The sequence below is a fragment of the Halogeometricum sp. S3BR5-2 genome, from assembly GCF_031624635.1.
Taxonomy (GTDB): domain Archaea; phylum Halobacteriota; class Halobacteria; order Halobacteriales; family Haloferacaceae; genus Halogeometricum; species Halogeometricum luteum.
Genome location: NZ_JAMQOQ010000006.1, coordinates 176,630 through 197,142, shown reverse-complemented (window position 1 = coordinate 197,142; position 20,513 = coordinate 176,630). Strand labels below are relative to the sequence as shown.

Sequence of the window (20,513 nt, the reverse complement as noted above, 5' to 3'; positions counted from 1 at the left end):
TAGTCGACTGAACCGATGCACTTTATATTTCGTTTACCTCGGGGGACGAAGTGGTTGAGTCTATGTACTCATTGCATCTCCAATCCGAGCCTCCGTTGGCTCTGCGAGGTACGGCTCGATCGCGGAGTAGCCGGACCAGCCACCGATGCTCATCATCGTCCGAACGTCGACCTGGCGCTCAACGAGATGGTACGTCGCCCACGAGCGTCTGAGGTCGTGTGAGGAGACAGACCGCCAACGTGGCGAGTCGAGGTCGTCAGCAATCGCGTGTGCTGCTTCTTTCACCCATCGACGAACCGATGGTGTACTCACATCGACCCACGCCTCCGATGGATCCAGCTGCCGCTCACGGCTGTATTTGTGGACATCGTCAGCGACGTCGTCGGGCATCCAGGCATCTCGTACCTTGCGGTCGCCTCCCTTCGTGTTTTTCCCGCGGACCTCGAACAGCCACACACTGCCGTCTTCGGAGTAGCGAAGATAGTCATCACCGGGGTAGCTCACTTCGGACGCTCGAAGACCACAGCGGCCCATCAGTTGCACTGCGATCTCTCGCTCCCAGCCGTCTTTCCCAGCGGCCCGTTCGAGAGCCGATAGCTCATCTGGGGAGAGCCAGCACTTTGTGACGTCTCCTGAGTCGTCGACGCGAACCATAATCGGATATCACAGAGAATGCGTCTAGTTCTTTCGGTCAACAGGACCAAATATCGGCTTCAGCTGCGGACATCCGGCTGCTCGTGATCGGGTTGTTAAATAAGTCGATTACACCGTAGCAAAGTATCACTAGAACTAATGACCGAACTCTGTTCTTAGATTGACTTCTCCCTCAAGATAACTTTCACCCCATTCAGTTATGCGATATACCCCATTTCCAAGATTCTCTAACAATTTATGCTCTGTCAACAACTTACATCGTTGGTTGATGTGTGTTCGGCTAAAGTAAATCCGGTCGTCTCCGTGCATCTTTGATGGAGTGTGTGGTCCCTCTTCCCTAAGAAATTCCAGTATGCGCTCGTCAGCGATGGTCATCCAATCTGCAGAGAGTCGCACGTTCTACTGTTATCTAACCGATTCATACCATCAACGATTGGGTAATTTAGGATACCTTAGAGTTAACTAGAATTATCTAAGAGAAGTCCATAGGAACTTTCCACAGAGATGTGCGCGAGATATCAACCCAAGTCAGCTAACAACAGCAGGCTTGCTATAGATATAGAGACCATTAGCCCAGACCACGAGTACTCGGAGAAACCTGATTTCCGTGATTCATCCGATTTCGAGCTTCTCTCTGTCGCGTTCGCTTACCAACAAACACCAAGATCACGTATTCGCACTGAAGTACTGTTTCGTGAAGGACGTGGTCCTAAGGCTGAGTTCAAACTACTCGACAAAATCGCAACCAAGATGGAATCCACGACAGCGACTTCTTATCTCTCTTACAACGGTGAAGCCTTTGATTTCCCTCATCTCCGAGGCAGAGCTCAAATTGTCGCTGATATCGTAGGAACCGACCGGGAAATTGTAGAGCGAATTGACTCTGCTCTCTCATCCGTACACAGTGACGATCTGAAGCACGATGCTTGGGCATCGTTTGGTCAGTATACCTCGCTAGAGGACGTATGCTCACAGATTGGCGTGTCACAAGTAACGCCACGTTGGCAAAAGTACGAACATGGACTGAATGCTGATGAATTCCGGCTTGATCAGAACCAAGGCGATCCATACCTCACGAGTTCGGACGTTGCTCAGTTCGGCGAACATTACCTCAACTGGTCCGACGATCCTGAGATTTCAAGAAGGCGCTACGACGCGCTTGAGGACCTGTTGAGAGCGTATGCCGTCTCAGATGTCATACCGCTATTCGAACTGGCAGACAAGAGACCGTACAAGTAGCTATGAACTCTAGCGCTGATAGAGAGCAACTTCGAGTCCGCCACGAGGCTTTGCTCTCGAAACGTGATGACTATCACAATGGGAGCGCTCCAAGAGGAGAAATACTGTCGTGGGTCGCACGACGACTGGAGGTGAGCTTCCTTAAGGATCCCGCGGTTGGTTTCTCTGAGTCGGATGGAATGAGATACAATGGAGGAATACTTGAAATCTGGAGGGATATCGTCCTATTGTATCTGGAGTTAGATTCCATGAGTCGTGAGAAGACGGATTCCTACGAACTACGGATCAAACGACTGTTACGCACGTTCCGCTATCCAATCCCTACGCGAATAGTTGCTGGCGTCGTTGGCTGTAGTTCTGGACACGCACGACGGTTCTACTGGGACGACAAAGAAAATCTCGTGCGGGAGAAAGAGTGGTCACAGTCACAACGAGTACAACAGGCGTCTCCACAGTTGGTGCAGGTGATCCAAAGGACTGATCAAGGAGAGTGTGTCCGCTGTGAGTCGGACAAGCGATTAGTTGTCCATCACATCCGTCCCGTCTCTAGTTCAGGTGAACCAGTCCCCGGAAATTTAGCAACCCTTTGTAGACGTTGCCACGCTGATGCTCACGGTGGAAGCGTCAATAGTGGTGAAGTTGTTTACGAGTATGATAGATTTTGGACATGGGTTGATCATGGGTAGATTCACCACTTTGAGAAGTTATTACATTCCTCTACTAAACAAATGATTCTTTCATACTATCTTAAAATAAACCTTTGCAGACAACACTTTTCATTCCGTGTATCATCGCGTTAAGTGCTACATGCGAACTGCATCAGAAACCCGCATACCGTGTTCACGGGGGACACGCGATCGTCTCCGTCGCTCGAAGCGCGGCGGCCAGACGTATGATGAACTCCTCCGGAAGATGCTGGAGCAGTACGACCCAGACAGGAACCGGTAACGCGGCATAACGATGTAGGAAGTTGCTCGCACCAATTGGCGACGGACGTCCGGTCATTGGCTAAGATCACAGGACGCCCGTCGCTGCAGCAGGATACATCACAGACAGCACCCTGCAATTGGGGATTACTATCTCCCTGAGCAAAGGCATTTCGTTGCCTGACGGCTCCTTTGTGATGTGTCCATTAAGCCACGATCAGTGGCATCTCAAGACACAAATGAAGTTAACACCATACAGACATTCCACACAAAAAGATAGAGAAGGCGAATCGAGTCAGCGAGACCTCGATAGCCGCGCGACAAAGATCTGCCAGAATCAGCGAGTTCAGACAAATGACTGATCTTGATCCTCTACTCCCAGAGGAGGGCGTTGAGCGCTTCCTAAACTATCGCGAACCGAGTATTGTCGAGTCCACCTATCAGAACGAGACGACTCGTCTCGGGTTCTTCCTCAACTGGTGCGAGCTTCGCGATGTCAACAATTTGAACGATCTCTCGGGGCGTGACCTCGCGGACTTTGTCGCGTGGCGTCGCAACGCGATCAAGCCGATTACGCTCCAGAAACAGCTCTCAACGATTCGGCAGGCGCTTCGCTGGTGGGCAGACATTGAGGCAGTTGAGGACGGTCTTGCTGAGAAGGTCCACGCGCCTGAACTTCCAGATGGCGCGGGCGCCCGGTCCGTTCATCTATCAGGAGAGCGTGCAAACGAGATCCTCGCTTCTTTGGACCGTTATCAATTCGCCAGCCGGAACCATACCATCGTCTCGTTGTTCTGGCGAACTGGGATGCGACGCTCTGAGGTGCGAGCCATCGACGTAGAAGATCTCCGTCCGGATCACCACGCGATAAATTTGAAACATCGTCCGGAGACCGACACGCCGCTGAAAAACGGTGAATCAGGTGAGCGCTGGGTCTACCTCGGCCCGAAGTGGTACTCTATCATCGATGAGTACCTTGACCACCCGGATCGGTACGACGTTCAGGACCGCTACGGGCGGCAGCCGTTAGTTACCTCGAAGTATGGTCGACCGACCGGAGACACGTTCAATAAATGGATAAACCGAGTCACGCAACCTTGCGAAATCGGTCCGTGTCCGCACGACCGAGATCCGGCGACGTGTGAAGCCCGTGTTGGCTCGAATCAGTACCCGGCGCGATGTCCATCGAGTCGGTCACCGCACGCGCTCCGTCGGGGCGCTATCACGTATCACCTGAACGAGGAAGTGTCGCCGGAGACGGTATCCGAACGGATGGACGTCTCGCTCGAAGTGCTATACGAGCATTACGATGCGCGGACACCACAGGAGAAGATGGACGTTCGAAAGGGGAACCTCCCGGAGTAGATCTATGCCAAGTGGACCATCTCCTCCCCCGCGAGTCCATCTCCTTCCGTCGCTACGCTCCGTCAGTCGATGGACTCGCTTGCCCCCGCTCACTCGCTTCGCTCGTTCGCGGGGACCCCGCGAGTCCACTAATTCCTCTCGACATAATCGGCGAGCGACGCAAGCAGTCGCGTCAAATCTACGTCCCATCGCCTAAGCCGCCGCGACCGCAGACTTTTCTAACCCGACGACGGTGACACGAACAGGAACGCCGCGAATCGGACGACGCTCGCGGCGGGAAACAACAGATGACGAAACAGACCATCTCCGACGGACCGGACGGACGCTCGATACCAGACCTCTCCTACGACGAACTGGCGAACGAAATCGTCGGCGTCGTCGCCGAGGCGAAGGGCTGCGACCCCACGACGCTGCGTCCGGTCTCTCAGGTGATGGACCCCGAAGCGGCCGACAGGATACTGGAACATCCGAACACGGGTCTCTCGATAGCCTTCGAGTACGAGGGCGGCGTCGTCCGCGTGGACAACCAGGAAGTCAAGTTCGAGATTTCGGAGGCGTAGCGCCCCGAGTCGGTCGCGCGCTACCAGTAACTTACCGCCGCTCGTCGGTCGGTTTCTCGAAGACGCGCTGGAGTTCGTCGCCGATGCCGTCCTGCCACTTCCGACCGCAGTTCTCGCAGACGTAGTCGGCGCCGTCGGCGCTGTGCGGGTCGGGGTCGGTCAGCGTCTCGCCGCAGTTGGGACAGTCGGTCACGTGGACAGCGAGGGCGCCCGCGCGCATGAGTGTGGTGGCGTTCCGGGGGAGGCGCCCCACGGCCGCCCGTCATCTCTCTACGCGGGAATCAGCCGCCGCGTATACTCCCTTCGAGTGCCTCTCTTCGCTCGGAATCATGTCCGCTACGCCGACTTCCCCGACCCGGAGAACCGCCGGGATACCGCGACTGCTCGGTCCGCTCGCCGCGTGGGCGCTGATGGCCGTCGTCGCCGTCGCCAACGGCGTCTTCCGCGAGACGGTGCTCGTCCCGCGCATCGGCGAATACACCGCCCACGTCCTCAGCACCGGACTCCTCGCGGGGGCCATCGCGGCGTTCTCGTACGCCTTCTTCGCGACCACCGACGCCGAGTACGCGCGCGGCGAACTGCTGGCGGTCGGCACCGGGTGGACCGTCCTGACCGTCGGCTTCGAGTTCCTCGTCGGCTACGTCGAGGGGACGCCCGTGTCGACGACGCTCGGGCAGTACGACGTGCTCGCGGGGCAGGTGTGGATTCTCGTGCCGCTGACGCTGTTCGCGACGCCGCTGCTGTTCGGTCGCCGGTCCCGGCGGTAGACGCTCGCGCCGCCGCGCGCCCGAGGATTCTCCGGCCCGCCGGCGCTACCCTTATGGACCGACCCCTCGACGTACGTCCATGGAGGATATTTTCGTCGCGCGCCTGATGTCGACGTCCACGCACACCGTCTCGCCCGACACGCTCGTCGAGGACGCCGCACAGGTGATGATGGACGAGGGCATCGGTTCGGTGATGGTCGTCGACGACGACAATCAGGTGGTCGGCATCCTCACCAACACCGACTTCGTGAGAATCGTCGCCGAACGCAAGCCGAAGGACCGCACGCCCGTCTCCGAGTACATGACCGAGGACGTGGTGACGACGACGGCGCAGGTGCCCATCCGCGACGTGGCCGACACGATGATGAACCACGGCTTCCACCACGTGCCCGTCGTCGACGACGAGGAGGGCGTCATCGGCATCATAACGACGACGGACCTCGCCGCCTACCTCTCGACGGCCGAGGCGCCCAGTCCCTCCTGAGGACGGACGCCGAACCGCACGACCGACCGCTCTTCTTCGCCCGCCGCTTCCGACGTGCTCATCGGTACCACTAAGCGTCCGCTCCGCGCACGGAGGGTATGGACGACGCGGAGTACGACGAACTCACCTCCTCGTTGACGCCGAACGAGGCCGTCGACGGGGTCACGACGTATCGAAACACCGTGAGCATCGCCTGTCCCGCCTGCGGGGACCCGTTCGACGACTTGGTCGTCTGCGAGGGCGAGTACAGCAGTCTCGAACTCAGCCGCATGCTCGACCTCTGCGTGTCGACACACGAGGACGAAGTGGTGCTGTTCACGCACAAACAGTAACTGAAAAACCGGCGGCGAACCGTCCGCCTGCGCCTACGCTTACGCCTCTTCTTCCGGCGGCAGACCGTTCTCGTCGACCACGTCGCCGTCGTCGTCGACGGTGACGATACCGCGGTTGTTCACCGCGTAGGGGTCGAGTCCGACCTCCTCGAGGAACTGCTTGTACAGTCGCTCGGCCGTCTCGGCGTCCTTCTGTCGGTCGGAGGCCCGGTCGCAGAGTTCGATGAGGTCCTCGGGAACGTCGTTCTCGTGGACGATCCAGTGGTTGATGAGGTCCGACAGCCGTCGGATGGGCGAGGTGAAGTGCCCGTAGATGTCGAAGTTCAGGGCGTGGTGCCCGCCGAAGGGGTCGTTCATGTACTTCGCGCGGGGCATCACCTTCAGCACGGCGCGCTGAATCTTGTTCAGCGCGCGGCCCGGCGAGTCCTCCAGGGCGGCGTTGACGGCCTTCCGCGGGTCGTCGAACGACGCGCTCGGGATGGAGACGCCGTCGAGCTCCATGATTTCGCGCAGCGCCTTGTCCCACTGGTCGGGCGTCGGTTGCGGGTGGACGCGGTACATCGCCTCGACGCCGCGGCCCCACATCAGTTCGTGCGTGACGGCCTTGTTCGCCTTCAGCATGCACTCCTCGATGATGGTGTGCGCGCGGTCCCGACTCGGATTCAGCACGAGAGAGCCGTCCTCCTTGCGCTGTTCGTGCATCCGGTCGGCGAGTTCGTAGACGAGCGTGCACTCCTCGTGGAGGGCGGCGTCCTCGTCGTCGAGGCGCTTCTCGGCCTGCGAGTAGGTGAGACGCTCGTCCGACTCGATGACGGACTTGTAGATATCGATGGTCTCGAAGGAGAGGTTCTCCTTGTCTATCTCCATCTCGACGGTGTGCGCCAGGCGGTCCTCGTTGGGGACCAACGAACACACCGTCTCCGCCAGCGTCGGCGGTAGCATGTGGATGGTGTAGGCGGGGAGGTAGACGGTGTTACCCCGCTTGACCGCCTCGTCCCACATCTCCGACCCGGGGTGGACGTAGTGGGTCACGTCGGCGATGTGGACCCACAGGGTGTACGTCTCCTCGTCCTCCGCGATGGAGATGGCGTCGTCGAAGTCCTGCGCGTCGATGGGGTCGGTCGTCCACGTCGTCAACTCGCGGAGGTCCTGCCGTTCGTCGACCTCCTCTCGAATCTCCGCCTGTACGTCTTTCGTGCGCTCTCTGGCCTCCGTGAGGACGGGGCCGGGGAACGCGTCGCGTATCTCGAACTCCTCGAAGAGTTCCTCGCGCTTCTCCTGCAGTTGCCGGGCGACGTCGGGACTGATTTCGACGGGGCCTTGCCCCTCGGCCGTCCCGGCCTGCGCCTGCGCGTCGTTCGACATGCCATCGACTAAACGCGAGAGGTAGTTAGGCGTGTCGCACTGGTGGATTCGCTCACGCCACGCCGCGCAGCAGGTCGCCGACGGCGTACGCGACGGCCGCGGCGACCATCCCGACGACGAACATCTCGGCGCCGTTGACGTACCACCGCCGCGCCGTCACCAGACTGCGACTCGCGCCGACGGCGAAGAAGGCGACGCCGGTGAACGCGACGGAGAACCCGAACGCCGGTGAGAGGTCCGCGAGGTACGGAATCAGCGGCGCCCACCCGGCGACGACGAACGCGCCGAACGTCACCGCCGCCGTCAGTCCGGGCGACTTCCCGTCGGCCGCCTCGGCCGCCGTTCCCTCCGCTGTCGACGCCGAGTCGCCGCTCTCGCCCGCCGCCTCCGCGCGCACCGCGCGCTGGTAGTCGAGTTCCGAGCGGCGACTGAGGTAGTTACTCATCCCCATCGAGAAGCCGTCGGCGAACAGGTTCGCCAGCCCGAGAACGACGACGATAGAGGGGTTCAGCGCGGCGCCGGTGACCCCCGACACCACCGCGAACGTCGTCACGATACCGTCGTTGGCGCCGTAGATGACCTCGGCGAGGTAGCGGCCCGACGACTCGACTTCGTCGCGCAGGAGCGTCTCTAACATCGGTGTCGGATGACGCGCGGAAGAGAAAAATCCTCTCCGGGCCAGTGAACCATTTGCGGTTCGGGGTCGTACGCCGCTGCATGGGAGAACACGTTCTCGTCCCGTTCGACGGCTCGCCGCTCTCCGAACGGGCGCTCGACCGCGTCCTCACGAGACACCCGGAGGACGATGTCACGGTCCTCTACGTCGTGGACCCGCTTTTGGCGGTGTACGAAGGGGAGACGAAAGGTCTCGGGGCCGGGGAGTCGTGGTCCGAGTGGATGACCGCCCGGACGGACGCGATTCGCGCCGACGCGGAGGAACGGGCGGCCGAACGCGGTCGGACGGTGACCGTCGTCGTCGAGAGCGGCCGTCCGGGTCGCGTCGTTCTCGCCTACGTGGACGACCACGACGTCGACCACGTCGTGATGGGGAGTCACGGTCGCTCGGGGGTTCCGCGCCTCGTCCTCGGGAGCGTCGCGGAACGTGTGATGCGCGAGTCGACGGTTCCGGTGACCGTCGTCCGCTGAGCCGACGGGCCCCGTTCGGAACTCGCCTCGGTCAGCGCTCCCGTTCCGTCTCCTCCGTCGAACCGTACCGCTCTTCGACCGCCTCGACGTACCGCGTCAGGAACTCGGTCCGGCGGAGGCCGTCCGCCTCGATGTCCACGAGGAGCGACTCCAGTTCCGCGCGCGGTTGGTGGCACAGTCCGCGATAACACTCCTTGCAGAGGTGTTCGAACTCCTTGCCGTGTCGGTTCCAGCGGTCTCCCTCCTTGTCGTACTCTCGCGCCTCTCCCCGAAGGATCGACGTCCCGCAGGCGATGCAGACGACCGTCTTCTGACCCCGGTTGGTCCGGGAACGCCACATAGAAGCCAGCAAGAACCCGCGTTACTTAGCGTTTGTTCCGCGCTCGCATCCGGGAGCGTCGTCGTCCGCGGACGCCCGACGCCGCCCCGGATAGCGGTCGATTTATTCACGCCGGTTCCGTGGACGGGGGTATGAAGGTCAAGTCCCGCCACCACCTTCGCTCGGACGAGATTTCGGAGTTGGAGGACGCCATCGCCGAACAGACCGGCGTGGAGTTGGACGGCGACGCCTACGAGATGGTCGAACTCGCCGACGCCGACTTCGACGTGGTCCTCGTCGACGGCGACCCGGTGGTCGTCTACATGGACGGCGAACGCCCGTTCCTCACCGTCGCGGGCGCCAACGGCTACGAACCGACGTCGAACGTCGTCACCGTCGACGCGGGCGCCGTCTCGTTCGTCAGCGACGGCGCCGACGTGATGCGCCCCGGCATCGTCGACGCCGACGACGGCATCGAGGCGGGCGACCTGGTCCTGATAGCCGAGGAGACGCACGGCAAGGTGCTCGCCGTCGGCCGCGCCCTCGAACCGGGTTCCGAGATGGTCGGCGACTCGGGGAAAGTCGTCGAGTCGCTCCACCACGTCGGCGACGACCTGTTCCAGTTCTCCGTCTGAGCTTCGAGCTTCGGACCGGACTACTCCTGATACTTCTCGACGGCCGCCTCGTACCCCTCTCTGGCCGTCTCGTACGTCTCCCGGAGGTCCGAAATCGGCGTCCGCGTCGCGTCCACCCGCAGGTCGTCGTAGTACGGTCGGGGGGACTCCTCCTCCGTCGTCTCCACCACCAGCGCGGCGCTCTGAACCTCCAAGTCCTCGCGCTTGTCGCCGCCCTCCTCGTAACCCGCGTCGAGGGCGTCCACCAGTCGCTTCGCCAGCGGTTCCGACCGGTCGCCCCCCTCGTACGCCGCCGCGGTGGCGTCGACGACGGACTCGCCGGTGAGGAGGTTGCCGGCGACGGTGTAGTTCCCTCCCGTCCGGTGGCCGAACCAGCCCTGACACTCCTCGCCGGAGAAGGCGAACTCTCCCTCCGAGCCGACGCCGTGCAACTGTCGCTGCTCGCGCCCCTCGTCGGCGTTCAGGAGGGCTTCCAGGGCGTCTTCGACGGCGAGTCCGTCGTCGAGGTACGCGACGCCCTTCCGCCCCAACTCGACGTTCACGAGGCTCTGCGTCGCCACGGCGCCGCTCTCGGAGGCGAACGGGCAGAGCGTCCCGACGCCGGGGAGGCGCGTCGTGACGGCGACGCCGAACCGCGTCTGCTCCTCGCCCAGTTCGCCCTCGTATCGCTCGCGGACGCAGATGCTGAAAGTCACGTTCGCGGGTCGGACGCCCGGCGCAAAAACCCCGGTATCCCGGCGCGTGGCGCCCGTTCTGTCGGGCGTCTGACGAGCGTCTGACGTAAGAACTAACCCGGCCGTAGCGGTTGTAGCCGACATGGGAATCATGAGCAAAATCCTCAGTGGCGGCGAGAGCCACACCACCGAGGACTACGTCGAACTCGACTTGGACGACTTCGACACCGCTCGCGGCGAAGCGGGGATGAGCGTCCGCATCGCGACTATCGGCGGCAAGCAGGACGTCGTCGCCATCAAGGACGCCGTCTACGACGGCAACCTCGTCATCGCGGACATCACGCGGCACACCACCTCCGACAGCACGATGGAACACATCGTCGACGACCTGCGACAGGTGGCCGACGAGGTGGACGGCGACATCGTCCAGAAGGGCGACGACCAGATAATCATCGCTCCCACCGGCGTCACCATCGCCCGCGAGAAACTGTCGTAGTCCGCCTTCCGCACCCCGCCTCGCCGCGACCACGAACCGCCGCGCTGAGGTGTGCTATCCTACCACAACCGATGGGTTTAGCCGTACGCTCGCCTTAGCCGAGCGTAGATGAGCAAGGACTTCATCGAGGTTCGAGGCGCCGAAGAACACAACCTCAAAGACCTCGACGTCCGGATTCCCCGCGAAGCGTTCACCGTCGTCACCGGCCTCTCGGGTTCGGGTAAGTCGTCGCTCGCCTTCGAGACGATTTACGCCGAGGGGCAACGACGGTACATCGAGTCGCTGTCGGCGTACGCCCGGAACTTCCTCGGACAGATGGACAAACCGCAGGTGGAGGCCGTCGAGGGTCTCTCGCCCGCCATCTCCATCGACCAGAAGAACGCGGCGAACAACCCGCGTTCGACCGTCGGCACGGTGACCGAACTCCACGACTACCTCCGCCTGCTGTACGCCCGCGTCGGTACGCAGTACGACCCCGTCACGGGAGAAGAGGTCGGCGAGCAGTCCGCACAGGACATGGTGACGCAGGTGCTCTCGCTCCCGGAGGGGACGCGCGCGAAGATAGTCGCGCCCGTCGTCCGTGACCAGAAGGGGGCGTTCGAGGACCTGTTCGACGACTTGGTCGCCGACGGCTACGCCCGCGTCGAAGTCGACGGCGAGGAGTTCGACCTGACGGTGGAGCGGCCGGACCTCGACAAGAACTACGACCACACGGTGGACGTGGTGGTCGACCGGGTGAAGATACGCCCCGAAGATAGATCCAGAATCGCCGACAGCGTCGAGACGGCCTTAGAGGAGGCCGACGGCGTGCTGAAACTCGTCGTCCCCGACCCGCCGGAGGACGTGCCGTTCGCCTCGAACACGCGGTCGACGGGCGACTTAGCGGGCGAGGGCGACGACCGACTCGTCGTGCAGTTCTCCGAGGCGTTGGGCAACCCCAACTCCGACTTCCAGTTCTCCGAGATAGAGACGCGGTCGTTCTCGTTCAACAGTCCGCACGGCGCCTGCCCGGCCTGCGAGGGCCTCGGACAGACGAAAGAGGTCGACGAGGAACTCGTCGTCGTCGACCCCTCCAAATCGATCAAAGACGTCTTCGAGCCCTGGTCGTACAACCGTTCGTACTACCGCACGCGCCTCGACTCGGTGGCGTCGCACTTCGACGTGAGCGTCGACACGCCGTTCGAGGAGTTAGAGGAGGACGTTCGCCGGCAGTTCCTCTACGGCACCGACCGACAGGTCGTCTTCGAGCGACAGACCCGAAACGGCACGCGGAGGAAGGAGAAGCGCTTCGAGGGCGTCATCCCGAACCTCGAACGCCGCCACGTCGAGACGGATTCCGAGTCGACGCGCGAGCACATCGAGAAGTACATGGCGACGACCACCTGCCCCGAGTGCGACGGGACGCGCCTGAAAGAGCAGTCCCGGCACGTCCTCGTCGCCGGCACCGCCATCACCGAGGTCAACCGGATGAGCATCGGCGACGCCCTCGAACACTTCGAGGGTCTGGAGGCCGAACTCGGCGAACGGGAACTCACCATCGCCGAGGAGATTCTCAAGGAGATACGCGCCCGCCTCGGCTTCATGGAGGAAGTCGGACTGGAGTATCTCACGCTGGACCGCGAGGCGGCCACCCTCTCCGGCGGGGAGAGCCAGCGTATTCGGTTGGCCACGCAGGTAGGGTCGGGTCTCGTGGGCGTCCTCTACGTCCTCGACGAACCGTCCATCGGCCTCCACCAGCGAGACAACGACCGCCTGCTGAACACCCTCGAAGGCCTCCGCGACCTGGGTAACACGCTCATCGTCGTCGAACACGACGAGGAGACGATGCGCCGCGCGGACACCGTCGTGGACATGGGTCCCGGACCCGGCAAACGTGGCGGCGAAGTAGTCGCGCAGGGCGACTTCGACGACATCTGCGCGGCCGAGGAGTCGCTCACGGGCGAGTACCTCTCGGGCCGACGGGAGATACCCGTCCCCGAGGAGCGCCGCACCTCGGAGGGGGCGCTCACCGTCCGCGGCGCGCGCCAGCACAACCTGAAGAACCTCGACGTCGACTTTCCCATCGGGCAGTTCACCGCCGTCACCGGCGTCTCCGGGTCGGGCAAGTCGACGCTGATGCACGAGATTCTGTACAAGGGGCTCGCGCGGACGATGAACGACAACACGTCCGTCCACCCCGGCGAACACGACGCCATCGACGGCACCGAGCACATCGAGACGGTGCGCCTCATCGACCAGTCGCCCATCGGTCGGACGCCGCGGTCGAACCCCGCGACGTACACCGGCGTGTTCGACTACATCCGCGAACTGTTCGCGGAGACGAAACTGTCGAAGCAGCGCGGCTACGAGAAGGGCCGCTTCTCGTTCAACGTGAAGGGCGGGCGCTGCGAGGCCTGCGGCGGGCAGGGGACGGTGAAGATAGAGATGAACTTCCTCTCGGACGTGTACGTCCCCTGCGAGGAGTGCGGCGGCGCGCGCTACAACGACGCGACGCTGGACGTGACGTACAAGGAGAAGACCATCTCGGACGTCCTCGACATGGAAGTCGCGGACGCCCTGGAGTTCTTCGAGTCGAACAGACAGATCCGCCGCCGACTCCAACTCCTGAAGGACGTCGGCCTCGGCTACATGACGCTCGGTCAGCCCTCCACAACCCTCTCGGGCGGGGAGGCCCAGCGCGTCAAACTCGCCGAGGAGTTGGGGAAGAAACAGACCGGCGAGACGCTCTACCTGCTGGACGAACCCACGACGGGGCTGCACAAAGAGGACGAGCGGAAACTCATCGACGTGCTCCAGCGACTCACCGACAACGGCAACACCGTCGTCGTCGTCGAACACGAACTCGACCTGGTGAAGAACGCCGACAACATCGTCGACCTCGGCCCCGAGGGCGGCGAACACGGCGGCGAGATAGTCGCCAGCGGCACGCCCGAGGACGTCGCGCGGGTCGACGACTCCCACACGGGCCGGTACCTCCGCGACCTGCTCCCCGACGTCGACATCGAGGGGCCGCGGTCGGACCGCCGCAAACCCGCGAAGGCGCCGAGCGACGACTGAGCGACGAGCGCGTGCGGGCGGGGGACGTCGGTTCGACCGACGCCGCGTTCCGATTTTCCGTACTGATTCTTCGATTCGGACGAGCGCCCCGCGGACTCACTCTACCGTCGCCAACAGCGTCGCCGCGGCGACGAGCGAGACGGCGAGGGCGAAGATACCGACGCTCTTGGTCGCCGTCGCGGCGTTCGGCGTCGCCGCCGCGGCGCCGTCGACCGATAGCAGGAACCCCGCGAGCCAGAAGCCGCCGACGGCGATACCGCTCATCCCCAGCGCGTATCTCGCCGTCCAGTTCGCGGGCATACACCGACTCTCGCGTCGACCGCAAAGAAACCACCGACTGAACTATCAGAATTGATTCCCACAGCAGTTGGCGTCCTTCCGCACCCCGCACAACGGTCAAGGTCGGCGGCGCGCTAGGTGCGCGCATGACAAGGTGCTACGTCGCGATGGCGGAGGACGTCCTCGTCGTCGAGGACGCCGAGACGGGTTCGCCGACGGCGCGGCGGACGTTCGACGGCCACGAGGTGGAGTGTCTCGCCGCGGGCGCCGACACGCCGGCCCGCGCCTTCTGCGGGACGTTCGAGTCGGGTCTCCACCGGACCGACGACGCCGGCGAGACGTGGGAACGGGTCGGCGCCGAGGCGCTTCCCGAGTCGGTGACGAGCGTCGCCGTCTCGCCGCACGACCCCGGCGTCGTCTACGCGGGGACGGAACCGAGTGCGGTCTTCGAGTCCGTCGACGCCGGCGAGACGTGGACGGAACTCGACGGCCTGACGGACCTGCCGTCCGCCTCGGAGTGGTCGTTCCCGCCGCGCCCGGACACCCACCACGCGCGGTGGGTCGAACCCGACCCGAACGACCCCGACCATCTGTACGTCGGCGTCGAGGCGGGCGCCCTCGTGCAGACGCGCGACGGCGGCGAGACGTGGGAGGACCGCGTTCCCTCGGCCCGCCGGGACACTCACTCGATGACGACGCACGCCGACGAACCGGGCCGCGCGTGGGTCGCCGCGGGCGACGGCTACGCCGAAACGCGCGACGGCGGCGAGACGTGGACCCACCCGCAGGAGGGTCTCGACCACCGGTACTGCTGGAGCGTCGTCGTGGACCGGGCGGACCCCTCGCGCGTCCTCCTCTCCTCGGCGTCCGGACCGCGCTCGGCGCACCGCGCCGGAAGCGCGGAGTCGTACCTCTACCGACGCGAAAGCGGGGCCGGAGGCGACGACGGCGGCGCGTGGGAGCGACTCGACGACGTCGGGATTCCGACGGGTTCGGGCGTCGTGCGCGCCGTCCTCGCCCGCGGGGACGACGGCGGCGAATTCTACGCGGTCACCAACCGCGGCCTCTACCGCACCGCCGACGGCGGCGACTCGTTCGACCGCCTCGACGTGCCGTGGCCGGACGCCTACGAGGGGCAGACGCCGTCCGGTCTGGTCGCCGTGGGGGAGACGGAACGGTAAGGCTCACGCCCTGATGCTCGAATCGCCGGCGTGCATGCGGCGGAGTCGCGCCTCCCCCTCGGCTGCCAGCAGGGCGAGAACCAGCGGGAGGGGCCAGCCGATGGCGTACAGCGCGCCGAACGACAGGCCGTCGCCGGCGGGGACGACGAGGACGAACCCGAGGCCCGCGCCGACGACGGCGGCGGGCGAGAGGCGACTGGTCTTGACGGCGACGTAGACGGGGACGGAGCCGACGAGGACGAGACCGACCGTGACCCAGACGGCGAGGCCGACGGTTTCGAGGTCGAACGTCCGGAACTGGAGGCCGGAAAAGCCGACGACGACGGCGGCGTGGAGGACGCCGGTGGCGAGGGCGCCGACGCCCGTCTCGCCGTCGAGGGCGTCGTTCACGCGCGGGTGTCTGAGCGCGAGGTACTCGACGGCGGCGAGGGAGACGATGACCGCCTCCGCGAGGGCGACGCCGACGAGGAAGTCGGGGGCGACGAGCGAGTCGGGGGCGACGCCGCCGCGTCCGGTCCCGAGACGCGGGCCGAACCCGATCCACGGCACCAGCAGCAGCAGCGACGTGGTGACCGGGAGCGGGGTGAGGAGTCCCGAGTGGTGTCCGACGACGACGACCAAGCCGACGGCTGCGAGTAGGACGACGAACAGGAGGGCGGTTCGAGCGTCGTCCATCGCGCCCGAGACACCCAGACTGAGGAGATAGCTCGTGAACGCGACGGGGGCGATGACGGAGGCGAGGAGAGCGTCCCGGCGCATACGCGCTTATTCTCACTCCGTTGATTTATCACTACGCCTCTGTGTCAGTCTCTGCGCTCGCTCCGAGGTCGTGCAGACGGCGAAGGTATTTGTTCGCCGGCGGCCGAATCCGTAGCAAATGTACGACTTTGCCGTGGTCGGCGTCGGTCCCGCGGGCGCGCGCTTCGCCCGCCGGGTCGCGGCGGCCGGCCACGACGTCGTCGCCTTCGAGAAGGGCGAGGTCGGAACCCCGCTGGCCTGTTCGGGCCACGTCAGCACCGACATCTGGGAGTACGTCCCCGACGGGGCGAAAGAGCGCCTCCTCCAGAACCGCGTCTACGGCGCGAACTTCCACGTCGGCGGCGCGGACTCGAACTCCTACCCGTTCTACAAGACCGAGGAGGTGTCGAACGTCATCGACCGCGTCGAACTCGACCGGACGCTCGCCGACTGCGCGCGCGACGCCGGGGCCGACGTGCGCGAGCGACACACCGTCACGAGCGTCGAGGAGTTCCACGACCGCGTGGAACTCACCGTTTCGGCCGCCGGCGAGGAGGAGACTATCGAGGCGAAGATGGTCGCAGGATGCGACGGTCCCGTCTCGCGCGTCCGCCGGCAGGTCGGCCTCGACGAACCCGAGGAGATACTCCACGGCGTCCTCGCGTTCGACGAGGCGCACGACGACGGCGACTTCGTCGACGTTCACCTCACGGTCCCGCGCTTCTTCGCGTGGCGCATCCCGCGCGGCGAGGCGGGCGTCGAGTACGGCCTCGCCGCGCCGCCGGGCGCGGAGGTCAACGAGATGTTCGACGTGCTCACCGATCAGTACGACGTGGAGACGACGCACTTCTGTTCGGGTGGCATCCCCATCGGTCCGCCCGAACGCGTCACGACGCGCCGCGTCTTTCTCCTCGGAGACGCCGCCGCGCAGACGAAACCGTTCACGGGCGGCGGCATCCTGTACGGCATGACCGCCGCCGACCGCGCGGTGGAGGCCGTCGACCCCGACGACCCGGCGACGCTCCGCGACTACGAGTCCGCGTGGCGTACGGAGCTCTCGACGGAGATTTCGATGGGTCGCTGGGTCCGGCGGGCGTACTCGCTGCCGGAACGAGTTCAGCACCTCGGCCTGCGGTCGCTCTCGGGCGAAATCGCCGTCCACATGGACAAGCCGACGTCGTTCTTCTCGCGGGAGCACCTCGGGACGCTGTTAGGTCGCTGAGGCCTCTGAGGTCCCCCGTCGGACTCTGACTTCCCATCGCTCGCTTCGCTGACCGATTTTCCCCCGTCGAAAAGCATTTGTTCGCTAGCTGACTGTTTACCTGTATGGTCGACATAGGCGGCGGTGACGACCCGTGGCCGGTGCCGCAGGTGCCCGAGGGTGAGCGAGGGTCCTCCGAGAGTCGTTGGGACGTGCTCTGGTTCTTACTCCCGGTCGTCCTCGTCTTCGTCGTCTTCGTGGCGGCGCTGTACGTCTGGTAGCGTTCGGTCGCCGGTTCCGATTCCGCCCGTCGCCCGTCTATTCGCGCTCCAGATACGTCGGTAGCCGCCGCGACGTGTCGCTGCCCTCCACGAACGGGAGCGCCGTCACCCCGGCGTCCACCTCCTCGCCGTCGACGCGGACCGTCACGTCGTCGGTGTTCAAATCGAAGTCAACGAGCGCCAGCGCAATCGGCTCTTCCAGCGACGGACTCGTCACGCCGCGCGTCACCTCGCCGACGGAGGCGTCGCCCGCGAAGACGGCCGCGCCCGACTCGGGGACCGCCTCCGGGAGCAGGCCGACGAGGCGCTTGCTCGGCTGTCCTCGATTCTCGACCTTCGAGACGACCTCCTGGCCGACGTAACAGCCCTTCTCGAAGTCGAGGGCGTTGCGGAGGCCGAGGACGTTCGGGACGTTCCCCTCTAACTCCGTGTCGAACAGCGGCGTCCCCGCCTCGGCGGTGAGCGTCTCCCACGTCGCGTAGCCGAACGGCGGCGCGTTCATCCCGTTGGTGAGGAGCGTCTCGAAGACGCGCGCGGCGTCGTCGGCCGCGCAGACGACTTCGTACCCCTCCTCGCCCGCGAGGCCGTCGCCGGCGATGACGGTGACGCCCTCGTCGCCCATCGACCCGCGGACGAACGTCAGCGCGGGTTCCGGCGCGGCCGCGCCGTTGAGCACGCTCGCCACCTTCTCGGTCGACTGCGGGCCGTGGACGCCGAACACGCCGAAGTCGGTGGAGGCGTCCCGAATCGACACGTCCTGGATGAACACCTTGTCCGACCAGTCGTCGACCAGCGGTTCGGCCCGTTCGGGCGGCGTGAAACAGAGCAGGCGCTCGCCGGCGTTGTAGACGTACATGTCCGTCTCGATACGTCCCTGCGGGTCGAGCAGGAGGGCGTAGACGCCCTCGCCGTCCGCGTCGGGCACGCGGTTCGACACCGCGTTGTCGACGAACTCGACTCTGTCGTCGCCCTCGACGACGACGACGCCGTAGCCCATCTCCATCACCGCCGCGCCGTTGCGGACCGCGCGGTGGGTCCGCTCCGGGCGGCCGTAATCGCGGACGACGCGCCGGCCCGCGCGAGTCTCGAACGTCGCCCCGTACCGCTCGTGCATCTCCTCTACGACGGTCATTACGTCACTCTCCGCGCTCGGGCCTGAAAACGTCCACGTCACGCGGCCGGCGCACGAACGCCGGCCCCTCCTCTCGGGTCAGAACCCGAACTTCTCGCGGACGGCGTCGATGAAGCTCTGTTCGTCCTCGGGTTCCGCCGTCGGGTCCGGGACGACCCGGTCGGCCGGGAGGATGACGACGCGGTCCTCGCCGCTGTCGACCGAGATGAGTCCGTCGGACTTCAGCGCCGACAGGGCCTCCTCGATGGTGTCGATGTCGGCGTCGACGGCCGCGCGCAACTCGAAGACGGTCATGCCCTCCTCCGCCCGGTCGACGAGTGCGTCGAGGAGGTCGACCTCTACATCCCGCCGGTCTCGAAACTCCCGCCGCGCTCTCATGTCCGGTACATCGTCCGCGGTCGGTTTATACTGTCCCCCGGTCGTGCGCCCCGGTAGCACGCCGGCCGCGGGCGTCGGACGGCGAGGGGGTACATTTTAGTCGCTGAGTTTCCGAAAAGCGGGTAATGGGACTCAAATGTCGTCTACTCGGGCATCAGTACGGGGACCCCGAGATAGAACGCGACCGCGAGGAGAAGGGCGACGAGGTCGTCGTCACCATCCGGGAGATTCAGGTGTGCCAGCAGTGCGGGGCCGAACACGTCGTCAGCGAGAACAAGGAGGTCACCGCCATCCGAAGCGCACAGGAGGTGGGACTGGACCAACGCTCCGGCGCCGCGCCCGAGGCGGCCGACCCCGCGGCCGCAGACGACGCCCCGGCCGGTCCCGAGACCTCGCCCGTCGACGACCCGGGCGCCCGCATCCCCGAGGCGGAGTCGGAGTCGGAGGCCGACGCCCCGAACTCGTTCTCGCCCGACGCCGCGAGCGAGTCCGCTCCCGACGCGGCCGGGGCGTCCGATGCGTCCCCGGCCCCCGAGACCGACGCCGACGCCGGCGCCGACTCGGAGTCGTTCAACGACGATGACTTCGAACCCCCGTCGGACCCCGAGGAGGACGACGCGGTCATCCTCGGTGAGGAGGACGCCGAACGCGACGAGACGCAGTGGCCCGAAGACGCGGGCGCCGACCCCGCCGCGGCGGCCCAGGAGTCGGCCGCGCGGGACCCGACGACGGAGGGTTCGGCGGCGGAGTCCGCCGACGGCCAACCGGTCCCGACCGACCCGCCCGCGGAGGGGGACGCCCCGGTCACCGACGACGCGGAGTTCATCGACGCCGACGAGGAGACGGCCGACGCCGCGGAGGTCGACCGCGGCCACGGCGAGTGGCCCGAGCGGAACGACCTCGAAGAGCGACAGACCTCCTGGCCCGTCCAGGAGGGCGAGGACGAAGGGTTCGACGCGGAATCGCCCGACGGAACGCCGGCGGAGGTGTCGTTCGGCGGTCTCGCGCCCCAGGCGAACGGACGGTCGTCCGACGGGGCGGACCGGTCGGACGCCGGCGCCGGCGACGACGGGTTCGCCCGCGAGGAGTCGCAGGGCGAACGGCAGGCCGACGTGCCCGACGACCGAGTCGAGTTCTACTGCCCGAACTGCGGGCACGCCCGGGGGGCGGGCGTCTCCTCGATGCGCGCGGGCGACATCTGCCCCGAGTGTCGGCAGGGGTACATCGCCGAGCGCCGAGCGTAGTCGGCTTTCCGTCGCGGCCGCCTTCACTCGTAACCGACTTATAGGCGGCGTGAGGCGCTT

At 64.9% G+C, this 20,513-nt stretch carries 25 protein-coding genes; 15 read left to right on the top strand and 10 right to left on the bottom strand.

From position 1 onward, the window contains the following. Positions 1-60: 60 nt before the first annotated feature. The gene (locus tag NDI79_RS19860) at positions 61-654 is read right to left on the bottom strand and encodes a tyrosine-type recombinase/integrase (RefSeq protein WP_310930432.1); all 594 of its coding nucleotides are present in this window, start codon (positions 652-654) and stop codon (positions 61-63) included. A gap of 750 nt (positions 655-1,404) precedes the next feature. Between NDI79_RS19860 and NDI79_RS19855 the strand changes: the two genes are divergently transcribed. From NDI79_RS19855 to NDI79_RS19845, 4 genes are all read left to right on the top strand, one after another. Continuing rightward, positions 1,405-1,893 carry a hypothetical protein gene (locus NDI79_RS19855; protein WP_310930431.1) on the top strand — a complete coding sequence of 163 codons (489 nt, stop codon included), beginning with the start codon at positions 1,405-1,407 and terminating at the stop codon, positions 1,891-1,893. A 2-nt stretch (positions 1,894-1,895) separates the two neighbouring features. Then, positions 1,896-2,579 carry an HNH endonuclease gene (locus tag NDI79_RS23650; protein ID WP_425499636.1) on the top strand — a complete coding sequence of 228 codons (684 nt, stop codon included), beginning with the start codon at positions 1,896-1,898 and terminating at the stop codon, positions 2,577-2,579. A gap of 594 nt (positions 2,580-3,173) precedes the next feature. Next, positions 3,174-4,184 carry a tyrosine-type recombinase/integrase gene (locus tag NDI79_RS19850; RefSeq protein ID WP_310930430.1) on the top strand — a complete coding sequence of 337 codons (1,011 nt, stop codon included), beginning with the start codon at positions 3,174-3,176 and terminating at the stop codon, positions 4,182-4,184. A gap of 287 nt (positions 4,185-4,471) precedes the next feature. Beyond that, positions 4,472-4,744 (top strand): HalOD1 output domain-containing protein, encoded by a 273-nt coding sequence (locus NDI79_RS19845; protein WP_310930429.1) that lies wholly within the window; start codon positions 4,472-4,474, stop codon positions 4,742-4,744. Positions 4,745-4,775: 31 nt separating this feature from the next. Here NDI79_RS19845 and NDI79_RS19840 read toward each other — a convergent pair whose 3' ends face one another. After that, positions 4,776-4,937, bottom strand: a complete 162-nt coding sequence (locus tag NDI79_RS19840; protein ID WP_310930428.1) for a TFIIB-type zinc ribbon-containing protein — start codon at positions 4,935-4,937, stop codon at positions 4,776-4,778. A gap of 136 nt (positions 4,938-5,073) precedes the next feature. Here NDI79_RS19840 and NDI79_RS19835 point away from each other — a divergent pair, with 136 nt between their 5' ends. The 3 genes from NDI79_RS19835 to NDI79_RS19825 all read left to right on the top strand — a co-directional run bounded on the left by NDI79_RS19835 (position 5,074) and on the right by NDI79_RS19825 (position 6,327). Beyond that, the gene (locus NDI79_RS19835) at positions 5,074-5,511 is read left to right on the top strand and encodes a hypothetical protein (protein WP_310930427.1); all 438 of its coding nucleotides are present in this window, start codon (positions 5,074-5,076) and stop codon (positions 5,509-5,511) included. Positions 5,512-5,590: 79 nt separating this feature from the next. Then, on the top strand, positions 5,591-5,995 hold the full coding sequence (locus NDI79_RS19830; protein ID WP_310930426.1) for a CBS domain-containing protein: 405 nt from the start codon (positions 5,591-5,593) through the stop codon (positions 5,993-5,995). 98 nt (positions 5,996-6,093) lie between these two features. After that, positions 6,094-6,327 carry a DUF7385 family protein gene (locus NDI79_RS19825; protein WP_310922457.1) on the top strand — a complete coding sequence of 78 codons (234 nt, stop codon included), beginning with the start codon at positions 6,094-6,096 and terminating at the stop codon, positions 6,325-6,327. Positions 6,328-6,366: 39 nt separating this feature from the next. Here the strand turns inward: NDI79_RS19825 and NDI79_RS19820 are convergent, their stop codons facing one another. Both NDI79_RS19820 and NDI79_RS19815 read right to left on the bottom strand, forming a co-directional pair. Then, positions 6,367-7,692 (bottom strand): ribonuclease catalytic domain-containing protein, encoded by a 1,326-nt coding sequence (locus tag NDI79_RS19820; protein WP_310930425.1) that lies wholly within the window; start codon positions 7,690-7,692, stop codon positions 6,367-6,369. Positions 7,693-7,744: 52 nt separating this feature from the next. After that, positions 7,745-8,329, bottom strand: a complete 585-nt coding sequence (locus NDI79_RS19815; protein WP_310930424.1) for a VIT1/CCC1 transporter family protein — start codon at positions 8,327-8,329, stop codon at positions 7,745-7,747. Between the two features lie 80 nt (positions 8,330-8,409). On the opposite strand from NDI79_RS19815, the gene NDI79_RS19810 reads away from it, so the two are divergent. Beyond that, a complete protein-coding gene (locus NDI79_RS19810) occupies positions 8,410-8,838 on the top strand; it encodes a universal stress protein (RefSeq protein WP_310930423.1) in 429 nt (142 codons plus the stop codon). A 31-nt stretch (positions 8,839-8,869) separates the two neighbouring features. Here the strand turns inward: NDI79_RS19810 and NDI79_RS19805 are convergent, their stop codons facing one another. Beyond that, positions 8,870-9,178 carry a DUF7562 family protein gene (locus NDI79_RS19805; protein WP_310930422.1) on the bottom strand — a complete coding sequence of 103 codons (309 nt, stop codon included), beginning with the start codon at positions 9,176-9,178 and terminating at the stop codon, positions 8,870-8,872. Positions 9,179-9,309: 131 nt separating this feature from the next. On the opposite strand from NDI79_RS19805, the gene NDI79_RS19800 reads away from it, so the two are divergent. Continuing rightward, a complete protein-coding gene (locus NDI79_RS19800) occupies positions 9,310-9,792 on the top strand; it encodes an RNA-binding protein (RefSeq protein ID WP_310930421.1) in 483 nt (160 codons plus the stop codon). 20 nt (positions 9,793-9,812) lie between these two features. Here the strand turns inward: NDI79_RS19800 and NDI79_RS19795 are convergent, their stop codons facing one another. Further along, positions 9,813-10,487 carry a DUF1028 domain-containing protein gene (locus NDI79_RS19795; protein ID WP_310930420.1) on the bottom strand — a complete coding sequence of 225 codons (675 nt, stop codon included), beginning with the start codon at positions 10,485-10,487 and terminating at the stop codon, positions 9,813-9,815. 121 nt (positions 10,488-10,608) lie between these two features. Here NDI79_RS19795 and NDI79_RS19790 point away from each other — a divergent pair, with 121 nt between their 5' ends. Both NDI79_RS19790 and uvrA read left to right on the top strand, forming a co-directional pair. Next, a complete protein-coding gene (locus NDI79_RS19790) occupies positions 10,609-10,962 on the top strand; it encodes a cell division protein SepF (protein WP_310930419.1) in 354 nt (117 codons plus the stop codon). Positions 10,963-11,070: 108 nt separating this feature from the next. Continuing rightward, positions 11,071-14,019 (top strand): excinuclease ABC subunit UvrA, encoded by a 2,949-nt coding sequence (gene uvrA, locus NDI79_RS19785; protein ID WP_310930418.1) that lies wholly within the window; start codon positions 11,071-11,073, stop codon positions 14,017-14,019. A 96-nt stretch (positions 14,020-14,115) separates the two neighbouring features. Here the strand turns inward: uvrA and NDI79_RS19780 are convergent, their stop codons facing one another. Further along, complete coding sequence (locus tag NDI79_RS19780) at positions 14,116-14,319, bottom strand: hypothetical protein (RefSeq protein ID WP_310930417.1); 204 nt, start codon at positions 14,317-14,319, stop codon at positions 14,116-14,118. A gap of 146 nt (positions 14,320-14,465) precedes the next feature. On the opposite strand from NDI79_RS19780, the gene NDI79_RS19775 reads away from it, so the two are divergent. Then, positions 14,466-15,479 (top strand): WD40/YVTN/BNR-like repeat-containing protein, encoded by a 1,014-nt coding sequence (locus NDI79_RS19775; protein ID WP_310930562.1) that lies wholly within the window; start codon positions 14,466-14,468, stop codon positions 15,477-15,479. Positions 15,480-15,482: 3 nt separating this feature from the next. On the opposite strand, the gene NDI79_RS19770 is transcribed toward NDI79_RS19775, so the two are convergent. After that, on the bottom strand, positions 15,483-16,238 hold the full coding sequence (locus NDI79_RS19770) for a hypothetical protein (protein ID WP_310930416.1): 756 nt from the start codon (positions 16,236-16,238) through the stop codon (positions 15,483-15,485). Between the two features lie 118 nt (positions 16,239-16,356). Here NDI79_RS19770 and NDI79_RS19765 point away from each other — a divergent pair, with 118 nt between their 5' ends. Both NDI79_RS19765 and NDI79_RS19760 read left to right on the top strand, forming a co-directional pair. After that, positions 16,357-17,439: a geranylgeranyl reductase family protein gene (locus NDI79_RS19765; RefSeq protein ID WP_310930415.1), complete on the top strand. Its 1,083-nt coding sequence runs from the start codon at positions 16,357-16,359 to the stop codon at positions 17,437-17,439. Between the two features lie 104 nt (positions 17,440-17,543). Beyond that, positions 17,544-17,699: a hypothetical protein gene (locus tag NDI79_RS19760; RefSeq protein WP_310930414.1), complete on the top strand. Its 156-nt coding sequence runs from the start codon at positions 17,544-17,546 to the stop codon at positions 17,697-17,699. Positions 17,700-17,736: 37 nt separating this feature from the next. Here NDI79_RS19760 and ygfZ read toward each other — a convergent pair whose 3' ends face one another. Together ygfZ and NDI79_RS19750 are read right to left on the bottom strand one after the other, a co-directional pair. Beyond that, a complete protein-coding gene (gene ygfZ, locus NDI79_RS19755) occupies positions 17,737-18,831 on the bottom strand; it encodes a CAF17-like 4Fe-4S cluster assembly/insertion protein YgfZ (RefSeq protein ID WP_310930413.1) in 1,095 nt (364 codons plus the stop codon). Between the two features lie 78 nt (positions 18,832-18,909). After that, positions 18,910-19,209 carry a DUF6432 family protein gene (locus tag NDI79_RS19750; RefSeq protein ID WP_310930412.1) on the bottom strand — a complete coding sequence of 100 codons (300 nt, stop codon included), beginning with the start codon at positions 19,207-19,209 and terminating at the stop codon, positions 18,910-18,912. A 125-nt stretch (positions 19,210-19,334) separates the two neighbouring features. Between NDI79_RS19750 and NDI79_RS19745 the strand changes: the two genes are divergently transcribed. After that, positions 19,335-20,453 (top strand): DUF7093 family protein, encoded by a 1,119-nt coding sequence (locus NDI79_RS19745; protein ID WP_310930411.1) that lies wholly within the window; start codon positions 19,335-19,337, stop codon positions 20,451-20,453. The last annotated feature ends 60 nt before the right edge of the window (positions 20,454-20,513 follow it).